This is a genomic window from Candidatus Phyllobacterium onerii, from assembly GCF_028331445.1.
Classification (GTDB): domain Bacteria; phylum Pseudomonadota; class Alphaproteobacteria; order Rhizobiales; family Rhizobiaceae; genus Phyllobacterium; species Phyllobacterium onerii.
On sequence record NZ_JAQMHX010000012.1, the window covers coordinates 107,359 to 127,881 of the forward strand.

General features: G+C 56.7%; 25 protein-coding genes. 6 read left to right on the top strand and 19 right to left on the bottom strand.

The features are described from left to right. Positions 1–20 precede the first annotated feature (20 nt). From PHA01_RS22935 to glnA, 3 genes are all read left to right on the top strand, one after another. Complete coding sequence (locus PHA01_RS22935; RefSeq protein WP_271898640.1) at positions 21–824, top strand: DUF72 domain-containing protein; 804 nt, start codon at positions 21–23, stop codon at positions 822–824. Between the two features lie 251 nt (positions 825–1,075). Beyond that, positions 1,076–1,414, top strand: a complete 339-nt coding sequence (locus PHA01_RS22940; RefSeq protein WP_008123000.1) for a P-II family nitrogen regulator — start codon at positions 1,076–1,078, stop codon at positions 1,412–1,414. Positions 1,415–1,485: 71 nt separating this feature from the next. Continuing rightward, the gene (glnA, locus tag PHA01_RS22945) at positions 1,486–2,895 is read left to right on the top strand and encodes a type I glutamate--ammonia ligase (protein ID WP_114429396.1); all 1,410 of its coding nucleotides are present in this window, start codon (positions 1,486–1,488) and stop codon (positions 2,893–2,895) included. An 81-nt stretch (positions 2,896–2,976) separates the two neighbouring features. Here glnA and PHA01_RS22950 read toward each other — a convergent pair whose 3' ends face one another. The 3 genes from PHA01_RS22950 to crcB form a co-directional block, all read right to left on the bottom strand. Further along, positions 2,977–3,771, bottom strand: a complete 795-nt coding sequence (locus PHA01_RS22950) for an ATP12 family chaperone protein (RefSeq protein WP_271898641.1) — start codon at positions 3,769–3,771, stop codon at positions 2,977–2,979. 16 nt (positions 3,772–3,787) lie between these two features. Then, positions 3,788–4,774: an RluA family pseudouridine synthase gene (locus PHA01_RS22955; RefSeq protein WP_271898642.1), complete on the bottom strand. Its 987-nt coding sequence runs from the start codon at positions 4,772–4,774 to the stop codon at positions 3,788–3,790. Between the two features lie 181 nt (positions 4,775–4,955). Further along, positions 4,956–5,333 (bottom strand): fluoride efflux transporter CrcB, encoded by a 378-nt coding sequence (gene crcB, locus PHA01_RS22960; protein WP_271898643.1) that lies wholly within the window; start codon positions 5,331–5,333, stop codon positions 4,956–4,958. 199 nt (positions 5,334–5,532) lie between these two features. Here crcB and PHA01_RS22965 point away from each other — a divergent pair, with 199 nt between their 5' ends. Further along, positions 5,533–7,308 carry a glucan ABC transporter ATP-binding protein/ permease gene (locus PHA01_RS22965; protein WP_271898644.1) on the top strand — a complete coding sequence of 592 codons (1,776 nt, stop codon included), beginning with the start codon at positions 5,533–5,535 and terminating at the stop codon, positions 7,306–7,308. 100 nt (positions 7,309–7,408) lie between these two features. On the opposite strand, the gene PHA01_RS22970 is transcribed toward PHA01_RS22965, so the two are convergent. The 3 genes from PHA01_RS22970 to PHA01_RS22980 form a co-directional block, all read right to left on the bottom strand. Next, entirely contained in the window at positions 7,409–7,615 is a 207-nt protein-coding gene (locus PHA01_RS22970) for a hypothetical protein (RefSeq protein WP_271898645.1), read from the bottom strand. 100 nt (positions 7,616–7,715) lie between these two features. Beyond that, entirely contained in the window at positions 7,716–9,029 is a 1,314-nt protein-coding gene (locus tag PHA01_RS22975; RefSeq protein ID WP_271898646.1) for a replication-associated recombination protein A, read from the bottom strand. Between the two features lie 18 nt (positions 9,030–9,047). Further along, complete coding sequence (locus PHA01_RS22980; RefSeq protein ID WP_417021017.1) at positions 9,048–10,475, bottom strand: DegQ family serine endoprotease; 1,428 nt, start codon at positions 10,473–10,475, stop codon at positions 9,048–9,050. Positions 10,476–10,639: 164 nt separating this feature from the next. On the opposite strand from PHA01_RS22980, the gene PHA01_RS22985 reads away from it, so the two are divergent. Together PHA01_RS22985 and PHA01_RS22990 are read left to right on the top strand one after the other, a co-directional pair. Continuing rightward, positions 10,640–11,476 (top strand): AraC family transcriptional regulator, encoded by an 837-nt coding sequence (locus PHA01_RS22985; RefSeq protein ID WP_417021018.1) that lies wholly within the window; start codon positions 10,640–10,642, stop codon positions 11,474–11,476. 88 nt (positions 11,477–11,564) lie between these two features. Beyond that, positions 11,565–12,176, top strand: a complete 612-nt coding sequence (locus tag PHA01_RS22990) for a LysE family translocator (protein ID WP_271898647.1) — start codon at positions 11,565–11,567, stop codon at positions 12,174–12,176. A gap of 61 nt (positions 12,177–12,237) precedes the next feature. Here the strand turns inward: PHA01_RS22990 and rplQ are convergent, their stop codons facing one another. From rplQ to rpsN, 13 genes are all read right to left on the bottom strand, one after another. Further along, complete coding sequence (gene rplQ / locus PHA01_RS22995) at positions 12,238–12,666, bottom strand: 50S ribosomal protein L17 (RefSeq protein WP_271898648.1); 429 nt, start codon at positions 12,664–12,666, stop codon at positions 12,238–12,240. A 69-nt stretch (positions 12,667–12,735) separates the two neighbouring features. Then, a complete protein-coding gene (locus PHA01_RS23000; protein WP_027233183.1) occupies positions 12,736–13,749 on the bottom strand; it encodes a DNA-directed RNA polymerase subunit alpha in 1,014 nt (337 codons plus the stop codon). 111 nt (positions 13,750–13,860) lie between these two features. Further along, positions 13,861–14,250, bottom strand: coding sequence for a 30S ribosomal protein S11 (gene rpsK / locus PHA01_RS23005; RefSeq protein WP_008124952.1), 390 nt, complete (start codon positions 14,248–14,250; stop codon positions 13,861–13,863). Positions 14,251–14,381: 131 nt separating this feature from the next. Next, complete coding sequence (gene rpsM / locus PHA01_RS23010) at positions 14,382–14,750, bottom strand: 30S ribosomal protein S13 (protein WP_008124949.1); 369 nt, start codon at positions 14,748–14,750, stop codon at positions 14,382–14,384. 212 nt (positions 14,751–14,962) lie between these two features. Beyond that, entirely contained in the window at positions 14,963–15,613 is a 651-nt protein-coding gene (locus tag PHA01_RS23015; protein WP_210004289.1) for an adenylate kinase, read from the bottom strand. Then, on the bottom strand, positions 15,610–16,950 hold the full coding sequence (gene secY / locus PHA01_RS23020; protein WP_210004292.1) for a preprotein translocase subunit SecY: 1,341 nt from the start codon (positions 16,948–16,950) through the stop codon (positions 15,610–15,612). Before secY ends, PHA01_RS23015 begins: the two co-directional genes overlap by 4 nt. Positions 16,951–17,190: 240 nt before the next feature. Continuing rightward, entirely contained in the window at positions 17,191–17,667 is a 477-nt protein-coding gene (gene rplO, locus PHA01_RS23025; RefSeq protein WP_271898649.1) for a 50S ribosomal protein L15, read from the bottom strand. A 17-nt stretch (positions 17,668–17,684) separates the two neighbouring features. Continuing rightward, positions 17,685–17,885: a 50S ribosomal protein L30 gene (gene rpmD, locus PHA01_RS23030; protein ID WP_106663217.1), complete on the bottom strand. Its 201-nt coding sequence runs from the start codon at positions 17,883–17,885 to the stop codon at positions 17,685–17,687. A 67-nt stretch (positions 17,886–17,952) separates the two neighbouring features. Further along, positions 17,953–18,516, bottom strand: a complete 564-nt coding sequence (rpsE, locus tag PHA01_RS23035; RefSeq protein ID WP_091922984.1) for a 30S ribosomal protein S5 — start codon at positions 18,514–18,516, stop codon at positions 17,953–17,955. Between the two features lie 355 nt (positions 18,517–18,871). Beyond that, positions 18,872–19,234, bottom strand: a complete 363-nt coding sequence (rplR, locus tag PHA01_RS23040; RefSeq protein WP_106716799.1) for a 50S ribosomal protein L18 — start codon at positions 19,232–19,234, stop codon at positions 18,872–18,874. Between the two features lie 12 nt (positions 19,235–19,246). Next, positions 19,247–19,780: a 50S ribosomal protein L6 gene (gene rplF, locus PHA01_RS23045; protein WP_112526911.1), complete on the bottom strand. Its 534-nt coding sequence runs from the start codon at positions 19,778–19,780 to the stop codon at positions 19,247–19,249. A 25-nt stretch (positions 19,781–19,805) separates the two neighbouring features. After that, complete coding sequence (rpsH, locus tag PHA01_RS23050; RefSeq protein ID WP_106716801.1) at positions 19,806–20,204, bottom strand: 30S ribosomal protein S8; 399 nt, start codon at positions 20,202–20,204, stop codon at positions 19,806–19,808. A 12-nt stretch (positions 20,205–20,216) separates the two neighbouring features. After that, a complete protein-coding gene (gene rpsN, locus PHA01_RS23055; RefSeq protein WP_106716802.1) occupies positions 20,217–20,522 on the bottom strand; it encodes a 30S ribosomal protein S14 in 306 nt (101 codons plus the stop codon). Position 20,523 lies beyond the last annotated feature (1 nt).

Below are 20,523 nucleotides of genomic sequence, written 5' to 3' on the forward strand. Positions count from 1 at the left end.
CTTCAAGGGAGGAGACGGAGATGACCAGTGGAACCATAAGGGCGGGCATTGGTGGCTGGATTTTCGAGCCTTGGCGCGGCACGTTTTATCCGAAGGGTCTCTCCAAGACCAAGGAACTCGAATATGCAGGCCAGCATCTGCAGACGATCGAGATCAACAGCACCTATTATGGTACGCAGAAGCCCGAGACTTTCGCCAAATGGGCGAGCCAGGTGCCGAATGGCTTCGTTTTCTCGGTGAAGGGCAATCGCTTTGTCACCAACCGCCGTGTCCTCGCCGAAGCCGGCGAGTCGATGCAGCGCTTCATCAGATCCGGTATAGCCGAGCTTGGCGACCGGCTCGGACCACTGATCTGGCAATTTGCGCCAACAAAGAAATTCGATTCGGATGATTTTGGCGCCTTTCTCGATCTCTTGCCAAAAAACGCATCCGGCCTCCCCCTGCGCCACGCGGTTGAGGTCCGCAATCCTTCCTTCATCGATCCCGACTTCATTGCCCTTGCTCGCCAGAAGGGTGTGGCAGTGGTTTATGCGGAACATTTCGAATATCCGGAAATTGCCGACGTGACCGCTGATTTCGTTTATGCCCGTCTGCAGAAGGGTGATGATGCCATCGAAACCGCCTACCCTGCCAAGGCGCTCGACAAATGGGCAGATCGCGTCAAACATTGGGCAAAGGGCGATGTACCGGATGACCTGCCACTGGCCTCTCCCAAGCAGCACCCGGAAAAGCAGCCTCGCGATGTTTTTGTCTATTTCATCCACGAAGGCAAAGTGCACGCCCCGCAGGCAGCACAGGCGCTAACCCAGCGTTTGAACGCATAACTCAAGTCGCTGACGCGCAGTATCTGTCTATAATATAGGCAATCTGTACATTTTTTCAGCAACTTGCTGCATCTCTGGTTGTGCTTTACGGTGACGGGTTAGGCAGAGGGGCAGAACTTTCGCCGCCTTCACTCGATAAACTCAGGTTCGTGGAAATATTTAAACTATTCAACCGAGTTGGCATGCTTCCTGCTTTTTGAAGTGAAAGCGGGCAAGAGGTCCGTTTCTATGCATAGGGAGATTGTTCTCTGATGAAGAAAATCGAAGCCATCATCAAACCATTCAAACTGGATGAGGTGAAAGAGGCGCTGCAGGAAGTGGGGCTTCAGGGCATCACAGTGACCGAAGCAAAGGGCTTTGGCCGCCAAAAGGGTCATACCGAATTGTATCGGGGCGCTGAATATGTCGTCGACTTCCTGCCGAAGGTGAAAGTCGAGATCGTTCTGGGCGACGAATCCGTCGAGGCCGCCATCGAGGCGATCCGCAAAGCTGCACAGACCGGCCGTATCGGCGACGGAAAAATCTTTGTATCCAACATTGAAGAAGTTGTGCGCATCCGGACCGGAGAGTCCGGCATCGACGCCATCTGATCCCAATACCCTCCCGCTGGCACGTTCGCGCCGGCAACCAGTATCATCGTCGCTTAACAAGGAAAATTGATATGACGACCGCTAAAGATATTCTGAAACAGATCAAAGACAACGACGTAAAATTCCTTGATCTCCGCTTCACTGATCCAAAGGGGAAGCTGCAGCACGTGACGATGGATATTGCTGAAGTTGACGAAGACATGTTCGCCGATGGCGTTATGTTCGACGGCTCTTCCATTGCCGGCTGGAAGGCCATCAATGAGTCCGACATGGTTCTCATGCCAGACACCGATACGGTTCACATGGATCCGTTTTTCGCGCAGTCGACCATGGTTATCCTTTGCGATATTCTCGATCCGATCTCCGGCGAATCCTATAATCGCGATCCGCGCGGCACGGCCAAGAAAGCCGAAGCCTACATGAAGGCAGAAGGTATCGGCGACACCATCTTCGTTGGCCCGGAAGCTGAGTTTTTCGTCTTCGACGACGTCAAGTACAAGGCAGATCCCTACAACACCGGCTTCAAGGTCGACTCTACCGAACTGCCGTCGAACGACGATACCGACTACGAAACCGGCAACCTTGGCCATCGTCCGCGCGTCAAGGGCGGTTACTTTCCAGTCCCCCCAGTAGATAGTGCGCAGGATATGCGTTCGGAAATGCTCACCGTTCTCACGGAAATGGGCGTGCGCGTTGAAAAGCACCACCACGAAGTGGCTGCCGCCCAGCACGAGCTTGGCATCAAGTTCGACGCCCTCACCCGCAACGCCGACAAGATGCTGATTTATAAGTACGTCGTGCATCAGGTCGCCAATGCCTATGGCAAGACAGCGACTTTCATGCCAAAGCCGATCTTTGGCGACAATGGTTCGGGCATGCACGTGCACATGTCGATCTGGAAGGAAGGCAAGCCGACTTTCGCCGGCAATGAGTATGCCGGTCTGTCTGAAAGCTGCCTGTTCTTCATAGGCGGTATCATCAAGCATGCCAAGGCTATCAACGCCTTCACCAACCCCTCGACCAACTCCTACAAGCGCCTGGTTCCAGGCTATGAAGCTCCGGTTCTGCTGGCCTATTCCGCACGCAACCGCTCGGCCTCTTGCCGTATTCCTTTCGGCTCTTCGCCGAAGTCCAAGCGTGTTGAAATCCGGTTCCCGGATCCGACTGCCAATCCTTATCTCGGCTTTGCCGCGATGCTGATGGCCGGTCTCGATGGCATCAAGAACAAGATCCATCCCGGTCAGCCGATGGACAAGGACCTTTATGATCTTCCTGCGAAGGAACTCAAGAAGATCCCGACCGTCTGCGGCTCGCTGCGTGAAGCACTCCAGAGCCTCGACAAGGACCGTGGCTTCCTGAAGGCCGGTGGGGTATTCGATGACGATCAGATCGACTCGTTCATCGAACTGAAGATGGCCGAAGTGATGCGTTTCGAAATGACGCCGCATCCGGTCGAATACGACATGTACTATTCGGTCTGATCTAGCCGAGATTTCAAAAAGAACCCCGGTGCGAGCCGGGGTTCTTTTTATCCAAGCGCTGCTCGAAAAAACAAGAGCAGATTACGAAGCGGAAACAGCTTCCAGCATCTTCACCGCTGCGGTCATCTCACGTTCACGCAAAGCGCGGCGGGCAGCAGCTTCGGCGTCTTCCCCCCAATGCTCGATCGTCCAGTCCTCATCAACGTGCGCGAGCCTCCACGCTTCATCGCCGGAAATCTCGCCTTTGGCGACGGCGAGCGCCATGATTGCCGAGCCGGTCAATGTCGTGATCGTATGCAGCGCGGCAATGGCGAACGGGTCATTGAACTGGCCGAGGTGAACACTGAAAGCGCCGAGCGCCTCGCGCGGCTGCTCCACATGCATAACACCTTCCGCCAATGCGAAGCGCGCACCGAGGTCCGATGCCGCCCAATCGATGAGCGGATCCCAAAGTTCGGTCTGGCGCTTGACCAGCCGTTCGGGCGATCCGGCGCGATAGCACAACATGTCCGATGACGCGAAGCGCAACACATCTTCCAGCACCGCCTGCGGATCATCTACGATCCCGTCGATCGCTGTATTGGCAAGCCGGGTCGCTGGCATCTGTGCCGGGTCGATTTCCTTTTCCTGCGCGGAAAATTCGTCGGCAATCAACTGCGCCGCTGCTCGCGTCGGCAGTGCAAGGGTCTGCCGGGCCGGTGTCTTGACTGCGCGGCCATCCAGCTCGACAGCAAACATGCCCTCATGCTCGGCAACTGCGGCTTCTTTGTAAAAGCGCTTTGGCAAAGGCATTTTCGACTGGATCTGCGCGCGGCGAACCGGGTCCGGATCGGAAAGGTCCTGTTTCTTATCCATATTGAAAAGGTCGTTACGCATCGTGACAGCCCGCTGATTAATTATCTTCGTCCCCGTCGGTCTCATCGAGTCCCAGCAGGTTCCAGGTCTGTACCATATGGGGCGGCAATGGCGCGGTTACATCGATGATGCCGCCCGACGGGTTGGGAACACGGATCCGGCGCGCATGCAAATGCAGGCGGTTCTGGATACCACCCGGAAAAGACCAGTTCGTATCCGCCTCGAAATATTTCGGATCGCCGATGATCGGGCAGCCGATGTGGGCAGCGTGCACGCGTAACTGGTGTGTACGGCCCGTATAGGGTTCCATCTCCAGCCATGTCAGAACCTGTCCGGCGGATTCGATCACACGATAATAGGAGACGGCGTGATCCGAATCCGGTTCGCCGTGCTGGGCAACGCGCATTCGATCGCCATCTGGCGTCGTTTCCTTGACTAGCCAGGTGGTGATCTTGTCCTCGCGTTTGCGCGGTATGCCTTTCACCAGGGCCCAATAGGTTTTCTTCGTCTCACGCTCGCGAAAAGCCGCAGTCAGCGCCTGCGCTGCGCCGCGTGTGCGGGCAACGACGAGAACGCCGGATGTATCGCGGTCGAGCCGGTGGACAAGCCGGGGCTTTTCGCCCTTCTTGTTGCGCCAGGCTTCCAGCATGTCATCGACATGGCGATTGACGCCGGAACCGCCCTGCACCGCCAGACCCGCCGGCTTGTTGAAGACGAAAACCTTCGGATCCTCGTAGAGCAGCATCTGCTTCAGCACGTCGCCGTCGTCACGGCCGCGAATGCTCTTACCTGTCAGATGGCCCTCGGCTTTGGAATCAACCGGCAGCGGAGGAATGCGGACGGTCTGCCCGGCCTGCAGCCTTGTGTCGGATTTGGCGCGCGATCCATCGATCCTTATCTGGCCGGACCGCAGCAATTTCTGCAGATGCCCGAATCCCAAACCAGGAAAATGTACCTTGAACCAACGGTCGAGGCGCATTTCCGCCTCACCCGTATCGACTGTCTTCTGTTCTACCGCTGCCATCAACTCTGCCTTCTTAGATCAGAGCCCATTTCGAAAGTCGCTGCGGTGAGGCATATGACGTGGTTTTCGAGAACCGGAGCGCAGCGTACTTTTAGTACGTGAGCACCGAAAGCGCAGAAAATCGCGTCAGATGGCCGCCGCAGTAGAGTTTCAAAACGGGCTCTCAGAGGTGCGAATAGCACTAAGTAGTCATTCTTGCGAGCCATAATCCTAAAAACAGCGCGCCAATGCTTAAGATCACACTCGCGAGCATATAAAAAAGAGCGATTGCGAGTTCACCGCGTTCCCAAAGCACCGCGACATCCAGCGAAAATGACGAAAACGTCGTGAAGCCGCCTAGAATCCCGATGGCTACAAAGAGCCGTAGTTCAGGCGACCCTTCGAAGCGGCGGGCGAGAAGCTCGATGAAAAGCCCCATGAGAAAACCGCCAATGACATTCACCGCCAGTGTCCCGTATGGGAAAGCCACGCCGAAGGCCCGCGCCATCCCGACCCCGACAAGATATCGCGCGACAGATCCGATGGCGCCACCTGAAGCCACAAGTAATATTGCGTTCATTTTACATTCAGCCTGCGCAGTTTATGTTGCCAACTCAATTGGTTGAATCATCACGGGACGTTACGCGACGTAGAAAAATGTTCCACACAGGAACGAGGAACTGGCATAACTTTAGAGCATTGAATATTGCGGTGCACAAGAGTCTGATACAGTGTCATTTCTACAGCGTGAGTAGCGGCCCCAGTAGCGGAGTGGCAAAGTGTCATTGTTAAACATCTATTGGAAATCGCTCCAATATCTCGGCGCTGAGAAGCGCGCGACAGTGTTTATCTGCGTCGCCAACGTAGCTCTTGCTCTCACCATGGTCGCCGAGCCCTGGCTCTTGGGACGCGTGATCGAGGCCATCGCAACAAAAGCGGCCATTTTGCCTGCGCTGAGCCTTTTGGCGAGCGTCGGATTGTTTCACATCGGTGCAAACGTACTCGTTTCCCGCGAGGCTGACCGGCTTGCGCATCGCCGCAAACTTGCGGTGCTCACGGAGTCCTATAACCGCGTCATCAGCATGCCGCTTGCCTGGCATCATCAACGCGGAACATCCAATGCCTTGCATACGCTTTTGCGCGCCGTCGAGACCTTGTTCGGTCTGTGGCTCGAGTTCATGCGCACGCATCTTGCAACCGCTGTCGGTATCCTGTTCCTGTTCCCGCTCGCGTTGAGCCAGGATTGGCGCCTCACCTCCGTGCTGGTCGTTCTCGGCGCGCTGTACGTCATCGTCAGCCGCGTGGTTACCGCCAAGACCAAGGATGGCCAGGCTCAGGTAGAACGCCATCACATCACTGCATTTGGTCACGTCAGTGACTCGATGAGCAACATTTCCGTACTGCAGAGCTACAATCGCATCGAAGAAGAAACGCGCGCGTTGCAATCTTACGCGAAGCAGCTCTTGGATTCGCAGTATCCCGTTTTGAACTGGTGGGCTTTGGCCAGCGGCATCAACCGCATGGCATCAACCATCTCGATGATCGTCGTTCTGCTTCTCGGTTCGTACTTCGTCATGCACGGTGAGATGGGTGTCGGCCAGGTTGTGGCATTCACGGGCTTCGCCACCCTGCTGATCGGTCGTCTCGACCAGCTCAGCGCGTTTGTGAACCAGATTTTCGCGGCCCGCGCCAAGCTTGAAGATTTCTATGAAATGGAAGCATCGGCTGCCTATGCGGTCGAGCCGAAGACGGCGCACGACATCGACAATGTCAGCGGCGACGTCGAGTTCGAGAACGTTTCCTTCGAGTTTGCCAATTCTACGCAGGGCCTCAAGAACGTTTCGTTCAAGGCCAAGGCTGGACAAACCGTCGCTATCGTCGGCCCGACTGGTGCTGGCAAGACGACCCTGATCAATCTCTTGCAGCGCGTGTACGATCCGAAAGATGGCCGTATTCTGGTCGATGGTATTGATACGCGTACGGTCAGCCGTCGCTCACTGCGCAACGCCATCGCGACCGTGTTCCAGGATGCGGGCATGTTCAACCGTTCGATCGAAGACAATATCCGCGTTGGTCGTCCGAAGGCTAGCGACGAGGATGTGCTTGCCGCGGCCGAAGCCGCCGATGCCAGCGACTTCATTCTCGCCAAGTCTGCCGGCTATGGCACCGTTGTCGGCGAGCGCGGGTCGCAGCTCTCCGGTGGTGAACGTCAGCGCGTCGCTATCGCCCGCGCCATCCTCAAGGATGCGCCGATCCTCGTACTTGACGAGGCGACCAGTGCGCTGGACGTTGAAACCGAAGCACGCGTCAAGGTCGCGGTGGACAAGCTGTGCCAGAACCGCACGACTTTCATCATCGCTCACCGTCTCTCGACTGTGCGCGATGCCGATATCGTGCTCTTCATGGACCAGGGCGAAATCATCGAGTCCGGCAGCTTCGATGCACTGGCGCGCCAGAACGGCCGCTTCAGTTCGCTGCTCAAGGCAGGTGGCCTGAAGCTCGACGACGATACAGCAAATGTAACGCCCTTCCCGCGCAAGCCGGAAGCCGCCTGATCCAGCAGGATATCTGGCAACCATTCGGCGCCACCCCATCCAACGATCGGGGCGGCGTTGACAGATTAAACCTCAGCGGGAACTACCTCACGCACGCTGTCTACAGTTCGTCGTCGGAAAGGTCCCCGTCGGACGGTTCTTCATCGGGCTCATCGTCGAGGAAATCTTCCATCCGCATCACAAGGACCGGTACGGCGTCAGGATCGTTTTTGTCCGCGAGTTCATTATATTTCTTGATGGTCTCGTCAAACGGGAGCCACTCCGCTGCATCGATAATCTCGTCAAGATCTTTAGGATGGCCAGGCATGAATATACTCCTTGTTAAGGGATCATATTCCGACAACCTGCGTAGATCCGTCAATTAGACGATGGTCTAGACTACGACGAACACAGCTTTAGACAGCCGCTTATTCCTCCCCGCGTTCCCGCCGCAACTTGTTCCAATAGTCGATGCGCTTGCGGATCTCTCGCTCAAAGCCGCGTTCCGGCGGGTCGTAAAACGTCTGCCGGCCAAGCGCTTCCGGAAAATAATTCTGGCCTGAAAAGGCCTCGGGCTCGTCGTGGTCATAGGCGTAGCCCTTGCCGTAACCCTCGCCCTTCATCAGCTTCGTCGGCGCATTGAGGATGTGTTTCGGCGGCACAAGCGAACCGTTTTCCTTGGCCGCGCGTGTTGCCGCCTTGTAGGCCAGATAGACTGCATTGGATTTCGGCGCGGTGGCGAGATAGACGCAAGCCTGCGCCAGCGCCAGTTCGCCCTCCGGCGACCCCAGATAGTCATAGGCGTCCTTGGCGGCATTGCAGATCACAAGCGCCTGCGGATCGGCCATGCCGATGTCCTCGCTTGCCATGCGGACGAGCCGCCGCCCGAGATAGAGCGGGTCTTCACCCGCATCGAACATCCGGCAAAGATAATAGAGCGCTGCATCAGGGTCCGAGCCACGCACGGATTTATGCAGCGCCGAGATCAGATTGTAATGACCGTCCTGGCCCTTGTCGTAGACCGGCGCACGCCGCTGCACGATCTGCTGTACCCGTTCCGCGTCGAAAACCTCGCCATCCCGCGCCGCGCGCCAGACTTCTTCGGCCAGCGTCAGGATTGCGCGCCCGTCGCCATCGGCCATGCGCACAAGGCTTGCCCGCGCCTCGTCATTCAGCGGTAGGGCTTTGCCTTCATGGCTTTCCGCGCGCTCAAGCAGAGCGGTCAGGCTCGCCTCGTCATGCGGATGAAAGACCAGCACCCGTGCCCGCGACAACAAGGCCGCATTCAACTCAAAGGATGGGTTCTCCGTTGTCGCGCCGACGAGGACGATCGTACCGTCCTCCATCACCGGCAAAAACGAATCCTGCTGAGCCCGGTTGAAGCGATGTATTTCGTCGACGAAGAGCAATGTCTGGCGGCCTGACATCTTTCGCGAACGCGCCATGTCGAAGACCTTCTTCAGGTCCGCCACACCGGAGAAGATCGCAGAGATCTGTTCGAATGCGAGGTTGGTCTCGTTCGCGAGAAGGCGCGCCACGGTCGTCTTGCCTGTTCCTGGCGGCCCCCAGAAGATCATCGAGCCAAGCGATCCGGACGCGATCATGCGGGTCAACGCACCTTCAGGACCGGTCAGTTGTTCCTGCCCGGTGACCTCACCCAGCGTTTTTGGCCGCAATCGGTCCGCAAGCGGCCGGCTTCTGTCCAATGCCGGATCATCATTGACCGAAAACAGGTCAGCCATATTCTCTATTTGCCTCGCTCAGCGAATGATTTGCCGGATTATGGCACCGCCCCGCTCGAATTCGAAGCGCCAAAGCGAAGGATCACTGGACATCGCCTTGCTCAATTCGGCGATTGTCTGGATTTCAACCCCATTCACACCTCGAATGATGTCTCCAGGACGCAAACCTATGCGCGCGGCCGGCGAATTGCGGGTCACCTTGTCCACCGCCACACCGTCAGTGTCAGCTGGCAACTGCAGGCGAGTGGCACTGCTTGGCGTCAGCTTGAGGACGAGCGCGCCCGACAGCGGGTTCTTGCCCCCGATCATCAACTGATTGTCCGGGGAGTCGGCGCGGGGCTTTTCGAGCGAAACCGTCACGGTCTTTTCCGTTGCCCGGCTGAGCACACCGAGTTTCACGGCCTTGCCAATTCCGGCCGTCGTCAGGCGGTAACCAAGCCCATCCGGGTTCTCGATGCGTACATCATCGACAGTCAGAACCACGTCGCCGACGAGAAGCCCGCCCTTCTCCGCGGGGCTGCCCTTCGTGATATTGGTCACCAATGCGCCATAGGGTTGCTTCATTCCCAGACCTTCAGCCACATCGGGTGTCACATTTTGGAAAGTGGCGCCAATATAAGGCCGCTCGAACCTGTCCGCTCCGCCCTTCGCAGTCTCAACAACGGCGCGTACCATATTGGCCGGAATAGCAAAACCGATACCCACCGATCCGCCGGAGCGCGAGAATATCGCCGTGTTGATACCGATGAGCTTGCCATCCATGCCGATCAGCGCGCCACCCGAATTGCCGGGATTGATCGCCGCATCGGTCTGGATAAAGAAGTCGAAATCTGAAATGCCAACCCGCGTGCGCGCCTGCGCCGAAACGATGCCGCTTGTCACGGTCTGGCCGACGCCGAAGGGATTGCCGATGGCGAGCACCAGATCACCAACTTCGACCTTGTCAGAATCTCCCAATCCCAAAGACGGCAATGGCTCGCCCGCGTCGATCTTCAAAATTGCAAGATCGGTCGATTCATCCTTGAGCAGAACCTTCGAGTCGAACTCGCGCCCATCGGATAGCGCCACTTTCACCGTGTCGGCATCGCGGATCACGTGGTTGTTGGTGACGATAATCCCTGAAGGATCGGTTATCACGCCTGAACCAAGCGACGATTGCACGCGCGGCGGTGCGTTAAATTGTCCGCTACCGAAGAATTGCTCGAAGAAGGGATCACCGGCAAAGGGCGAGCGCGTCTGCACCTCATGTGCGGCATAGACGTTCACCACCGCACCCGCCGTCTGCTTCACCAGCGGCGCAAAGGAAAGCTGCAACTCACTGCGTGTCGTGGGCAACTGCTTGGTCGCATCCGTCGCTGTTTGCGCATGGAGCGGCAGCACCATTCCGGAAAACACAGCGGTACAAAGGAAAAGGGCCCGCGCTGATGCAGCGGCTTTGGAACTCATATCAATCTCCCGGTACATGATGAATCAATCAAAACTGTCTCGACCAATGTGGTGATTTTGAACCGAGATACCAGCGAAGAAACAAAGCAAATTTGAGACATAAGGTACCATCAGGAACCTATGACGCGCGATCTTCATCGATCGCTGCGTTTGGGGTATCATCGATGGGAAGAGATGTCATAAGAAACGAGGACATGCCAAAAGGCCAGTTCAGGATATTTCCATGCGAAGTTGCCGGTATCGAGGTGGTTGAAGCTGCCACGAACCATGCCTTTCCGCGTCATTCGCATGAGCAATATGGCATCGGCGTTCTCCATCAGGGCGCGCAGAAATCGCTGAGCGGCCGCGGCCAGGTGGAGGCAGGTCCCGGCGATGTCATCACCGTCAACCCGGGCGAGGTTCACGATGGCATGCCGATCGGCAATGCCGGACGTTCATGGCGCATGCTCTATTTCGATCCGGTGATCATCAGCGAAGCCATTGACGACATGAATGAAGGCGCCGTCAAGACCCGCGAGTTCATCCGGCCCGTAATGAGCGACGCAAATGTCGCGACTGTTTTCCAGCGCCTCTTCTCAATCATGACAACCGCCAATTCGCTTGAACTCCAGCGCGAAGAACTGTTGTTGCAATTGCTCCCCACGATTACCCGCGAACGCAATGAACAAGACGGCTCAAGTCGGGCCTCCGCAGTCATCGACCGCGCGAGGAATTTGATCGATGACGAGCCGACTCTTCCGGTAACGCTTGCCGAGCTTGCACGGATAAGCGGATTGAGCCGGTTTCAAGTTCTACGCGGTTTTGTCAAAGCAACGGGGTTCACGCCGCATGCCTATCTCATGCAACGCCGGATCGACTTTGCCCGCCGTCTGATCGCGAGCGGATCGCCTTTGGCCGATGCAGCTGCCACGAGCGGTTTCGCTGATCAGAGCCATTTGACCCGCCTGTTCGTGCGCAAATATGGGCTCTCACCCGGCGCCTACGCCGCCGCTTTTGCCTGATTCTCCGCTCCAGCTGCAATCCTGTTCAAGACGAGCATCTCCTGATCGGCTTCAGTTCATTCTCTGAGCATACAGAAGGAGAATAGTTGTGGGCCTCGAATTCCTCATCACTTCGTTGATCATCGTCATCTCGCCCGGTACGGGTGTCGTCTACACCCTGGCGACAGGTCTCGCGCGCGGCGCCCGAGCCAGTGTCGCGGCGGCTTTCGGCTGCACCATCGGCATCATTCCGCACATGGCGGCAGCTATCGGAGGGCTGGCGGCAATTCTCCACACCAGTGCCCTCGCCTTCCACACGTTCAAATATGCCGGGGTTGTCTATCTGCTCTATATGGCCTGGAACGCATTGCGCGAGAAAGGCTCGCTGAATGTAGAAAGCGAAGCTGGAGAAAAGTCGCTGATGCAGGTGACGATCACCGCGATCCTGATCAATATCCTCAACCCGAAACTATCGATTTTCTTCCTGGCATTCCTGCCGCAATTCGTCAGCGCCACGGAGCCGCATCCGCTCTGGCGCATGCTAACCTTAAGCGCCGCTTTCATGCTGATGACATTCATAGTGTTCGTCGGATACGGCCTTTTCGCCGCCTCGGTCCGCGATCAGGTCATCTCGCGTCCGCGCATCTTGACCTGGATGCGCCGAAGCTTCGCCGGAGCGTTTGTTGCCCTCGGCGTAAAACTTGCGCTTGCCGATCGGTAGCAAACAGAAAAAGGGAGCGTGAGCCCCCTTCTCAATTCTCAATTCCAGGTCGAAGCGTTGCTTACGCTGCTTCGGCTTCGCTTTCGCGTTCGGCTTCAACGCGGGCCAAATCCTTGGAACCCTTGGCGTTGACATCGCGATCGACGAATTCGACAACTGCGAGCGGTGCATTGTCACCGGTGCGGAAGCCTGCCTTCATGATGCGGATGTAGCCGCCATTGCGCTGGCCATAGCGCGGAGCAAGCGTATCGAACAGCTTGGCTACGAGCTTGGCATCGCGGATGGCCGAAATGGCCTGGCGACGAGCGTGCAGATCACCGCGCTTGCCGAGTGTGACAAGCTTTTCAACGATGGGACGAATTTCCTTGGCCTTGGGCAGCGTTGTCACGATCTGCTCATGCTCGATCAGTGATGCAGCCATATTGGCAAACATCGCCTTGCGATGGCTGGCAGTCCGGTTAAGCTTGCGGCCTGAATTACCGTGGCGCATGAGCCTTCTCCTTAGTTTCTCTTTTTCGGGCTCATGGCCCGGGCTTTAAATTCGGGCTGAGCCCGGGTTCTAGTACTGGTCTTCGTAACGCTTCGCGAGATCTTCGATGTTCTCTGGCGGCCATGAAGGAACTTCCATACCGAGATGGAGACCCATTGAAGCGAGAACTTCCTTGATTTCGTTCAGCGACTTGCGGCCGAAGTTCGGTGTGCGCAGCATTTCTGCTTCTGTCTTCTGGATAAGATCGCCAATGTAGACGATGTTATCATTCTTCAGGCAGTTTGCCGAGCGAACCGAAAGCTCGAGTTCATCGACCTTCTTGAGCAGTGCAGGATTGAACGCGAGTTCGGTAACCTGTTCCTGCTGAACTTCCTTCTGCGGCTCGTCGAAGTTGACGAAGATCGCCAGCTGGTCCTGGAGAATACGCGCTGCATAGGCAACGGCATCTTCACCGGAGATCGAACCATCGGTCTCGATCGAGAGGATCAGCTTGTCATAATCGAGAACCTGGCCCTCGCGGGTGTTCTCGATCTTGTAGGATACCTTGCGGACCGGCGAATAAAGGCTATCGACCGGGATCAAGCCGATCGGAGCGTCTTCTGCGCGGTTGCGGTCAGCCGGGACGTAACCCTTGCCGGTGTTGACGGTGAATTCCATGCGGATTTCAGCGCCTTCATCGAGCGTGCAGATAACGTGTTCCGGATTGAGGATCTCGATATCGCCAACAGTCTGGATGTCGCCAGCCGTAACGACGCCCGGGCCTTCCTTGCGGACGACCATGCGCTTGGGCCCATCGCTTTCCATGTGGATAGCGATTTCCTTGATGTTGAGGACGATGTCCGTCACATCTTCACGCACGCCGGGGATCGACGAGAATTCATGCAGAACGCCGTCGATCTGTACCGCAGTCACGGCAGCGCCGCGCAGCGAGGACAGGAGCACACGGCGCAAGGCGTTGCCGAGCGTCAAGCCATAGCCGCGTTCCAGCGGCTCAGCGACGACCGTTGCCTTGGTCTTCGAGCCGGAGGTCTGGAACTCGACCTTGTTCGGCTTGATCAATTCTTGCCAGTTCTTCTGGATCATCTATTTTTCCTTCATCCTTGCCTTTACCACCATCCAATCGTGGCATTGAGGCGTGGAAACCGCAGAGGAGCTGAAAGCCAGCTCTTGCGGCCTATGCTTGTCGCAATAAAATTAAACGCGGCGACGCTTGCGCGGGCGGCAGCCATTGTGCGGGATCGGCGTCACATCGCGGATGGATGTAATCGTGAAACCGGCAGCCTGCAGTGCGCGCAGAGCCGATTCACGGCCGGAGCCCGGTCCGCAAACCTCGACTTCGAGCGAGCGCATGCCATGTTCCTGCGCCTTCTTGGCGCAATCTTCAGCAGCCATCTGGGCAGCGAAAGGCGTGGACTTGCGTGAGCCCTTGAAGCCCTGCGCACCGGCGGAAGACCAGGCAATCGCATTGCCCTGTGCATCCGTGATGGTGATCATCGTATTGTTGAATGTCGAATTAACGTGGGCAACGCCCGACGAAATATTCTTGCGCTCGCGACGGCGAACGCGCGTGGCTTCTTTGGCCATGGTAGTCCTTTCAGTTGATCTCGACGCCTCCGTATTTCCAGAGGCTACACCGCGGTTTCAGTTAAAGTGCGAAACCAGCACTTGTTCGCCCGAAAAGGCGAAACCGGCGCAGCGAACCGCGCCGGAAAATCTTACTTCTTCTTGCCGGCAATTGCCTTGGCAGGACCCTTGCGGGTACGCGCATTGGTATGCGTACGCTGACCGCGAACCGGCAGCGAGCGACGATGACGCAGACCGCGGTAGCAGCCCAGATCCATCAAACGCTTGATGTTCATGGAAACTTCACGACGCAGATCACCTTCAACATGGTAATCGCGATCGATTGTTTCACGAATCTGCAAGACTTCCGCATCGGTCAACTGATTGACGCGACGCTCTGCAGGAATACCGACTTTCTCGACGATTTCCTGTGCAAACTTTTGACCAATCCCGTGAATGTACTGAAGCGCGATAACAACGCGCTTGTTCGTCGGGATGTTGACGCCAGCAATACGAGCCACGCCTGTTCTCCTTGTTAACCGGCAGAGCTGGATGGCCAATGCGGCAGCCAGATGACGGGATGAAAATTATATTCGAGGACAAACACAAACGATCAGCCCCGAACCTCTTTTACCGGATCGGCGCCGACCGCTTTATATTCCCAAGCGAATTTGCGCCGTACTTGAAGGAATCGCTGTGAAAAGTCAACTCCTTCGATGAAATTATGTCAGACTTATAAATCCGACAGAATTTTTTCGATCGATGCGGTGACGTCGTCCATGTCAGCCATGCCATCGACCTTCCTCAGCTTGCCCTTGGCATAGTAGTAGCCAATCAGCGGTGAGGTCTGCTTGTAGTATGCCTCGAGGCGCGTGCGCACCGTTTCGGCGTTGTCGTCCGGACGGCGCTTGAATTCCGTCGAACCGCATTTGTCGCAGACACCTGCCACGTGCGGCTTCTTGTTGGTGTCATGATATCCGGTGCCGCACTTCGCGCAGGAATAGCGGCCGGATATACGCTCGACGAGGACGTTGTCATCGACTTCGAGCTCGATCACGCAATCGAGTTCGAGACCCTTGTCAGCCAGCATTTGCTCGACCGCATCTGCCTGGATCAACGTTCTCGGATAACCGTCGAGGATGAACCCGTTGACCGCATCCGGCTGGTCGATGCGTTCTGAAACGATTGCATTGACGATCTCGTCGGACACCAGCTTGCCGGCATCCATGACAGCCTTGGCACGCAAACCGACATCGGTTCCGGCCTTCACTGCGTCACGCAGCATGTCCCCCGTGGAGAGCTGCGGTACACCAAATTTTTCTACCAAGCGCTGAGACTGAGTTCCCTTACCTGCCCCCGGTGGTCCGAGAAGTATTAATCTCATCTGTTGCGTTTCCCTCCCCGGAGCTTCGACTTCTTGATCAGCCCTTCATACTGGTGCGCAATCAGATGTCCCTGGATCTGTGCAACCGTATCGAGCGTAACGCTCACGACAATCAACAGCGATGTACCGCCGAGATAGAAAGGAACACCAGCCCATGAAATCAGGAACTCAGGCAGCATGCAGATAACGACGAGGTAGATTGCACCGAGAACTGTGACACGCGTTAGAACGTAATCGATATACTCTGCTGTACGTTCGCCGGGGCGAATACCGGGGATGAAACCCGAATGCTTCTTCAACTGGTCGGCCGTGTCCTTCGGATTGAAGACAAGCGCCGTATAGAAGAAGGCAAAGAAAACGATCATCGCTGCATAAAGCGCCATATAGGCAGGCTGGCCGTGACCCAGCGACGACAGGATGGTCGTTGCCCAGGCTGGCATCTGATGGCTTTGCGCGAAACCGGCGATCGTTGCTGGCAACAACAGCAGCGACGAGGCGAAGATCGGCGGAATAACGCCGGCGGTGTTCAGCTTCAGCGGCAGATGCGAAGTATCGCCCTGGAACATGCGATTGCCGACCTGGCGCTTCGGATACTGGATCAGAAGGCGGCGCTGTGCACGCTCGACAAAGACGATGATGCCGATGACGGCGATGGTCAGAACGATGATCGCCAGGATGACACCGGTCGACAGCGCACCGGTACGGCCTAGTTCCAAAGTACCGGAAATGGCCTGCGGCAGGTTGGCGACGATACCGGAGAAGATGATCAGCGAGATACCGTTGCCGATACCGCGTGCGGTAATCTGCTCGCCCAGCCACATCAGGAACATCGTACCGCCGACAAGTGTGATAACCGTCGAGAACAGGAAGAATGGGCCCGGATTGGTAACGATGCCCTGGCTGCCCTGCAGGCCCGCGGCAATCGCGTAGGCCTGCACCGTTGCCAGGAGCACGGTGCCATAGCGCGTATATTGATTGATGACCTTGCGGCCTTGCTCGCCATCCTTCTTCAGCTGTTCAAGCGCCGGAACGACCGACGTCATCAGCTGGACAATGATCGAAGCCGAGATATAGGGCATGATGCCGAGTGCAAATATCGCCATGCGCGCAACGGCACCACCGGCGAACATGTTGAACATGCCGAGAATGCCCTGCGACTGATGGTTGAAGGCCTGGGCGTAGGCGGCAAGGTTGATACCCGGTAGCGGGATATAGGTTCCGAGCCGGTAGACCAGCAATGCGCCAAGCGTAAACCAGATGCGCTTTTTGAGCTCATCGGCCTTCGAGAAAGCAGAGAAATTGAGATTTGACGCGAGCTGTTCAGCGGCTGAAGCCATTATAGTCTCCGGTCTGTGCCCGTTAGGGCGCCGTCCTGGCCCCGATATCGGGAATCAACGGTCCTACCCAGATATGTGCACTACTGCGCCATGCGTCCATTTGGACGCTTAAAGGACGCAGTAGCAGTCAAAACTACGCATCATATCTGACAAAAAATCCGATTAGTTTTTTTGTTACATATGATGCGGGAAGAAAAGGTACAAGCGGCGATCACGAAGATCGCCGCTTGTATAGTCATTTTACTCGGCAGCTGCAGGAGCAGCTGGAAGCTTGACGGTACCGCCGGCCTTTTCGATCTTTTCGATCGCAGCCTTGGATGCACCGGCAACCTCGAAGGTCACAGCAGTCTTGATCTCGCCGTCGGACAAGAGACGCACGCCATCCTTGGCGCGGCGGATGATGCCGGCAGCCTTCAGCGTATCGAGCGTAACCGTTGCCTTCGCATCGAGCTTCTTGGCATCGATAGCAGCCTGGATACGGCCAACCGAAACGGTATTGAAGTTCTTCGAGAAGATGTTAGTGAAGCCGCGCTTCGGCAAGCGGCGGTAGAGTGGCATCTGTCCGCCTTCGAAACCGTTGATGGCAACGCCCGAACGCGACTTCTGTCCCTTGACACCGCGGCCAGCAGTCTTGCCGGAACCGGAACCGATACCACGGCCAACACGCTTGCGTGCCTTGGTGGCGCCTGCATTTTCACTCAGATCATTGAGTTTCATTTGTCTAATCTCCGGTATCAAGCCTCGTCCACAACGCGGACGAGATGTTGAACCTTTGCAATCATGCCGCGAATTGAAGGCGTATCTTCAAGCGTACGACGGCGATGCATCTTATTGAGGCCCAGGCCGATCAGCGTTGCGCGCTGCTCTGCCGGACGGCGGATAGGGCTACCGATCTGTTCGACCGTAACCGTCTTACCCTTCTTCTTCTCAACCATGACTTTGTCCTTTAGTCTCTACAGTGAGCAGGAGCCAGTGGCCCTGCCCTGCTGCGCCAATTATGGCCTATTCTTCCGAACCGACCACATCGCGGCGGCGAGCCTGCAGTGTCGAATACTTGATACCGCGCTGGGCAGCGATGTCCTTCGGGTGCATCTGATGCTTCAAGGCATCGAACGTCGCGCGAACCATGTTGTATGGGTTCGACGAACCGAGCGACTTGGCAACAACGTCCTGTACGCCAAGCGTCTCGAAGACGGCGCGCATAGGACCACCGGCGATGATACCTGTACCAGCTGTGGCTGCACGAAGCAGAACCTTGCCGGCGCCATGACGGCCTTCAACATCGTGATGAAGGGTACGGCCCGAACGCAGCGGCACGAAAATCATTTCGCGCTTGGCGGATTCAGTTGCCTTGCGGATAGCTTCCGGCACTTCGCGTGCCTTGCCATGTCCGAAACCAACGCGGCCCTTCTGATCGCCGACAACGACGAGAGCAGCAAAGCCGAAACGCCGGCCGCCCTTGACGACCTTGGCGACGCGGTTGATGTGTACGAGCTTGTCAACGAATTCGCTATCGCGCTCTTCGTTGCGGCCGCGATCTTCGCGGCTTCTCTTTTCCTGTGCCATGCTCCTAATTCCTTTTTCTTTTCCGGTAGCACGAATGATTTTACCGTGCCGTGCATCCACTTGGATCCACATAGGCCGCAGTAACGGTCCTTGTTGCGCAGAATTCCCGCAAACCGTCCGGTTCAGGGGGCTTATGCGCTATCGAAGTCCGGCTTGCAAGAGGCGAGCCCCTGCAGTTCCGGACTTCGATATTCTTTACCCTACGACCAGGTCATAAGGCTTGTGTGTCTGTTCAGCTCAGGGCGAGCCGAAAATGGTGGTTTTCGAGAACCGGAGCGCAGCGTACATTTGGTACGTGAGCACCGGATCGCAGAAAAACGCCATTTGCAGGCCGCCATGGCGTGAACAGTAGGTCTTAGAAGCTAAGACCTGCTTCACGGGCAGCTTCAGCAAGTGCCTTGACACGGCCGTGGTAAATGTAGGCGCCACGATCGAAGACAACTTCCTTGATGCCGGCTTTAACAGCACGCTCTGCAACGAGCTTGCCGATTAATGCCGCTGCGTCCGAATCTGCACCGGTCTTCAGCTGGCCCTTGAGGTCAGCTTCGAGAGTGGATGCGGATGCAATTGTATGACCACGCGCATCGTCGATGACCTGCGCATAGATATTCTTCGAAGAACGGTGGACGCTGAGCCGCGGACGGTCACCGGCAACCGCCTTGAGCTGGCGGCGAACACGCGAAGCGCGACGCTGAATGATTTCTTTCGGCGATGCCATGACACGAATTCCTTACTTCTTCTTACCTTCTTTACGAACGATCTTCTCGCCCGCATATTTCACGCCCTTGCCCTTGTAAGGCTCCGGGCTCCGATATTCGCGAATCTCGGCTGCCACCTGGCCAACCTGCTGCTTGTCGATACCGGTCACGACGATTTCCGTCGGCTTCGGCACGGCAACAGTGATGCCTTCCGGCACCTTGTAGACAACTTCATGGCTGAAGCCGAGCGACAGCTGCAGGTTCTTGCCCTGCATTGCTGCACGATAGCCGACGCCGCTGATTTCAAGACGCTTTTCGAAGCCGTCCTTAACACCTGTGAAGATGTTGACGACCATGGTGCGGCTCATGCCCCACTTCGAACGAGCAACCTTGGTGTTGTCACGCGGATTAACGCTGACAGCACCGTCTTCGAACTTGACTACAACATCGTCGTTGGCGACGAAGCTGAGTTCACCCTTCGGGCCTTTGGCCTTGATGGTCTGGCCGTCTACGCTGGCTGTTACGCCTTGCGGGACTGCCACTGGTTTTTTACCGATACGAGACATTTTTCAAACCTTTTCAAGCCGGTGCTTAGAATATACGGCAGAGCAGTTCGCCGCCGACATTCTGTTCACGTGCCTCGTGGTCTGCCATGACGCCCTTTGGCGTCGACAGGATCGAAATACCAAGTCCGTTCGCAACCTGCGGGATCGACTTGACCGAAACGTAAACGCGACGGCCAGGCTTCGAAATACGGGTGATCTCGCGGATCACCGGCACGTTCTCAAAATACTTCAGTTCGATTTCGATCTCGGACTTGCCGTTGTCGAAATCAACCTGGCTGTATCCGCGGATATAGCCTTCAGCCTGAAGAACATCCAGAACGCGGGCACGCAGCTTGGAGGCCGGGGTCGAAACCTTGCCCTTCTTGCGCATGGTTGCGTTACGGATACGGGTCAGCATATCGCCGAGAGGATCTGTCATAGACATCTGTCTTCTCCCTTACCAGCTCGACTTCACGATGCCAGGCACCTGGCCGAGCGAACCCAGCTGGCGCAATGCGATACGCGACATTTTGATCTTGCGGTAATAACCGCGCGGACGGCCCGAAACTTCGCAACGGTTGCGAATACGAACCTTGGCGGAATTGCGTGGCAGCTCTGCCAGCTGGATGGTGGCGCGGAAGCGCTCATCCAGAGGAAGCGACTGATTCATCACGACAGCCTTCAGGCGCGAACGCTTTGCAGCGAAACGCTTTACCAGAAGACCGCGGCGCTTGTTCTTTTCGACTGCGCTCGTCTTTGCCATT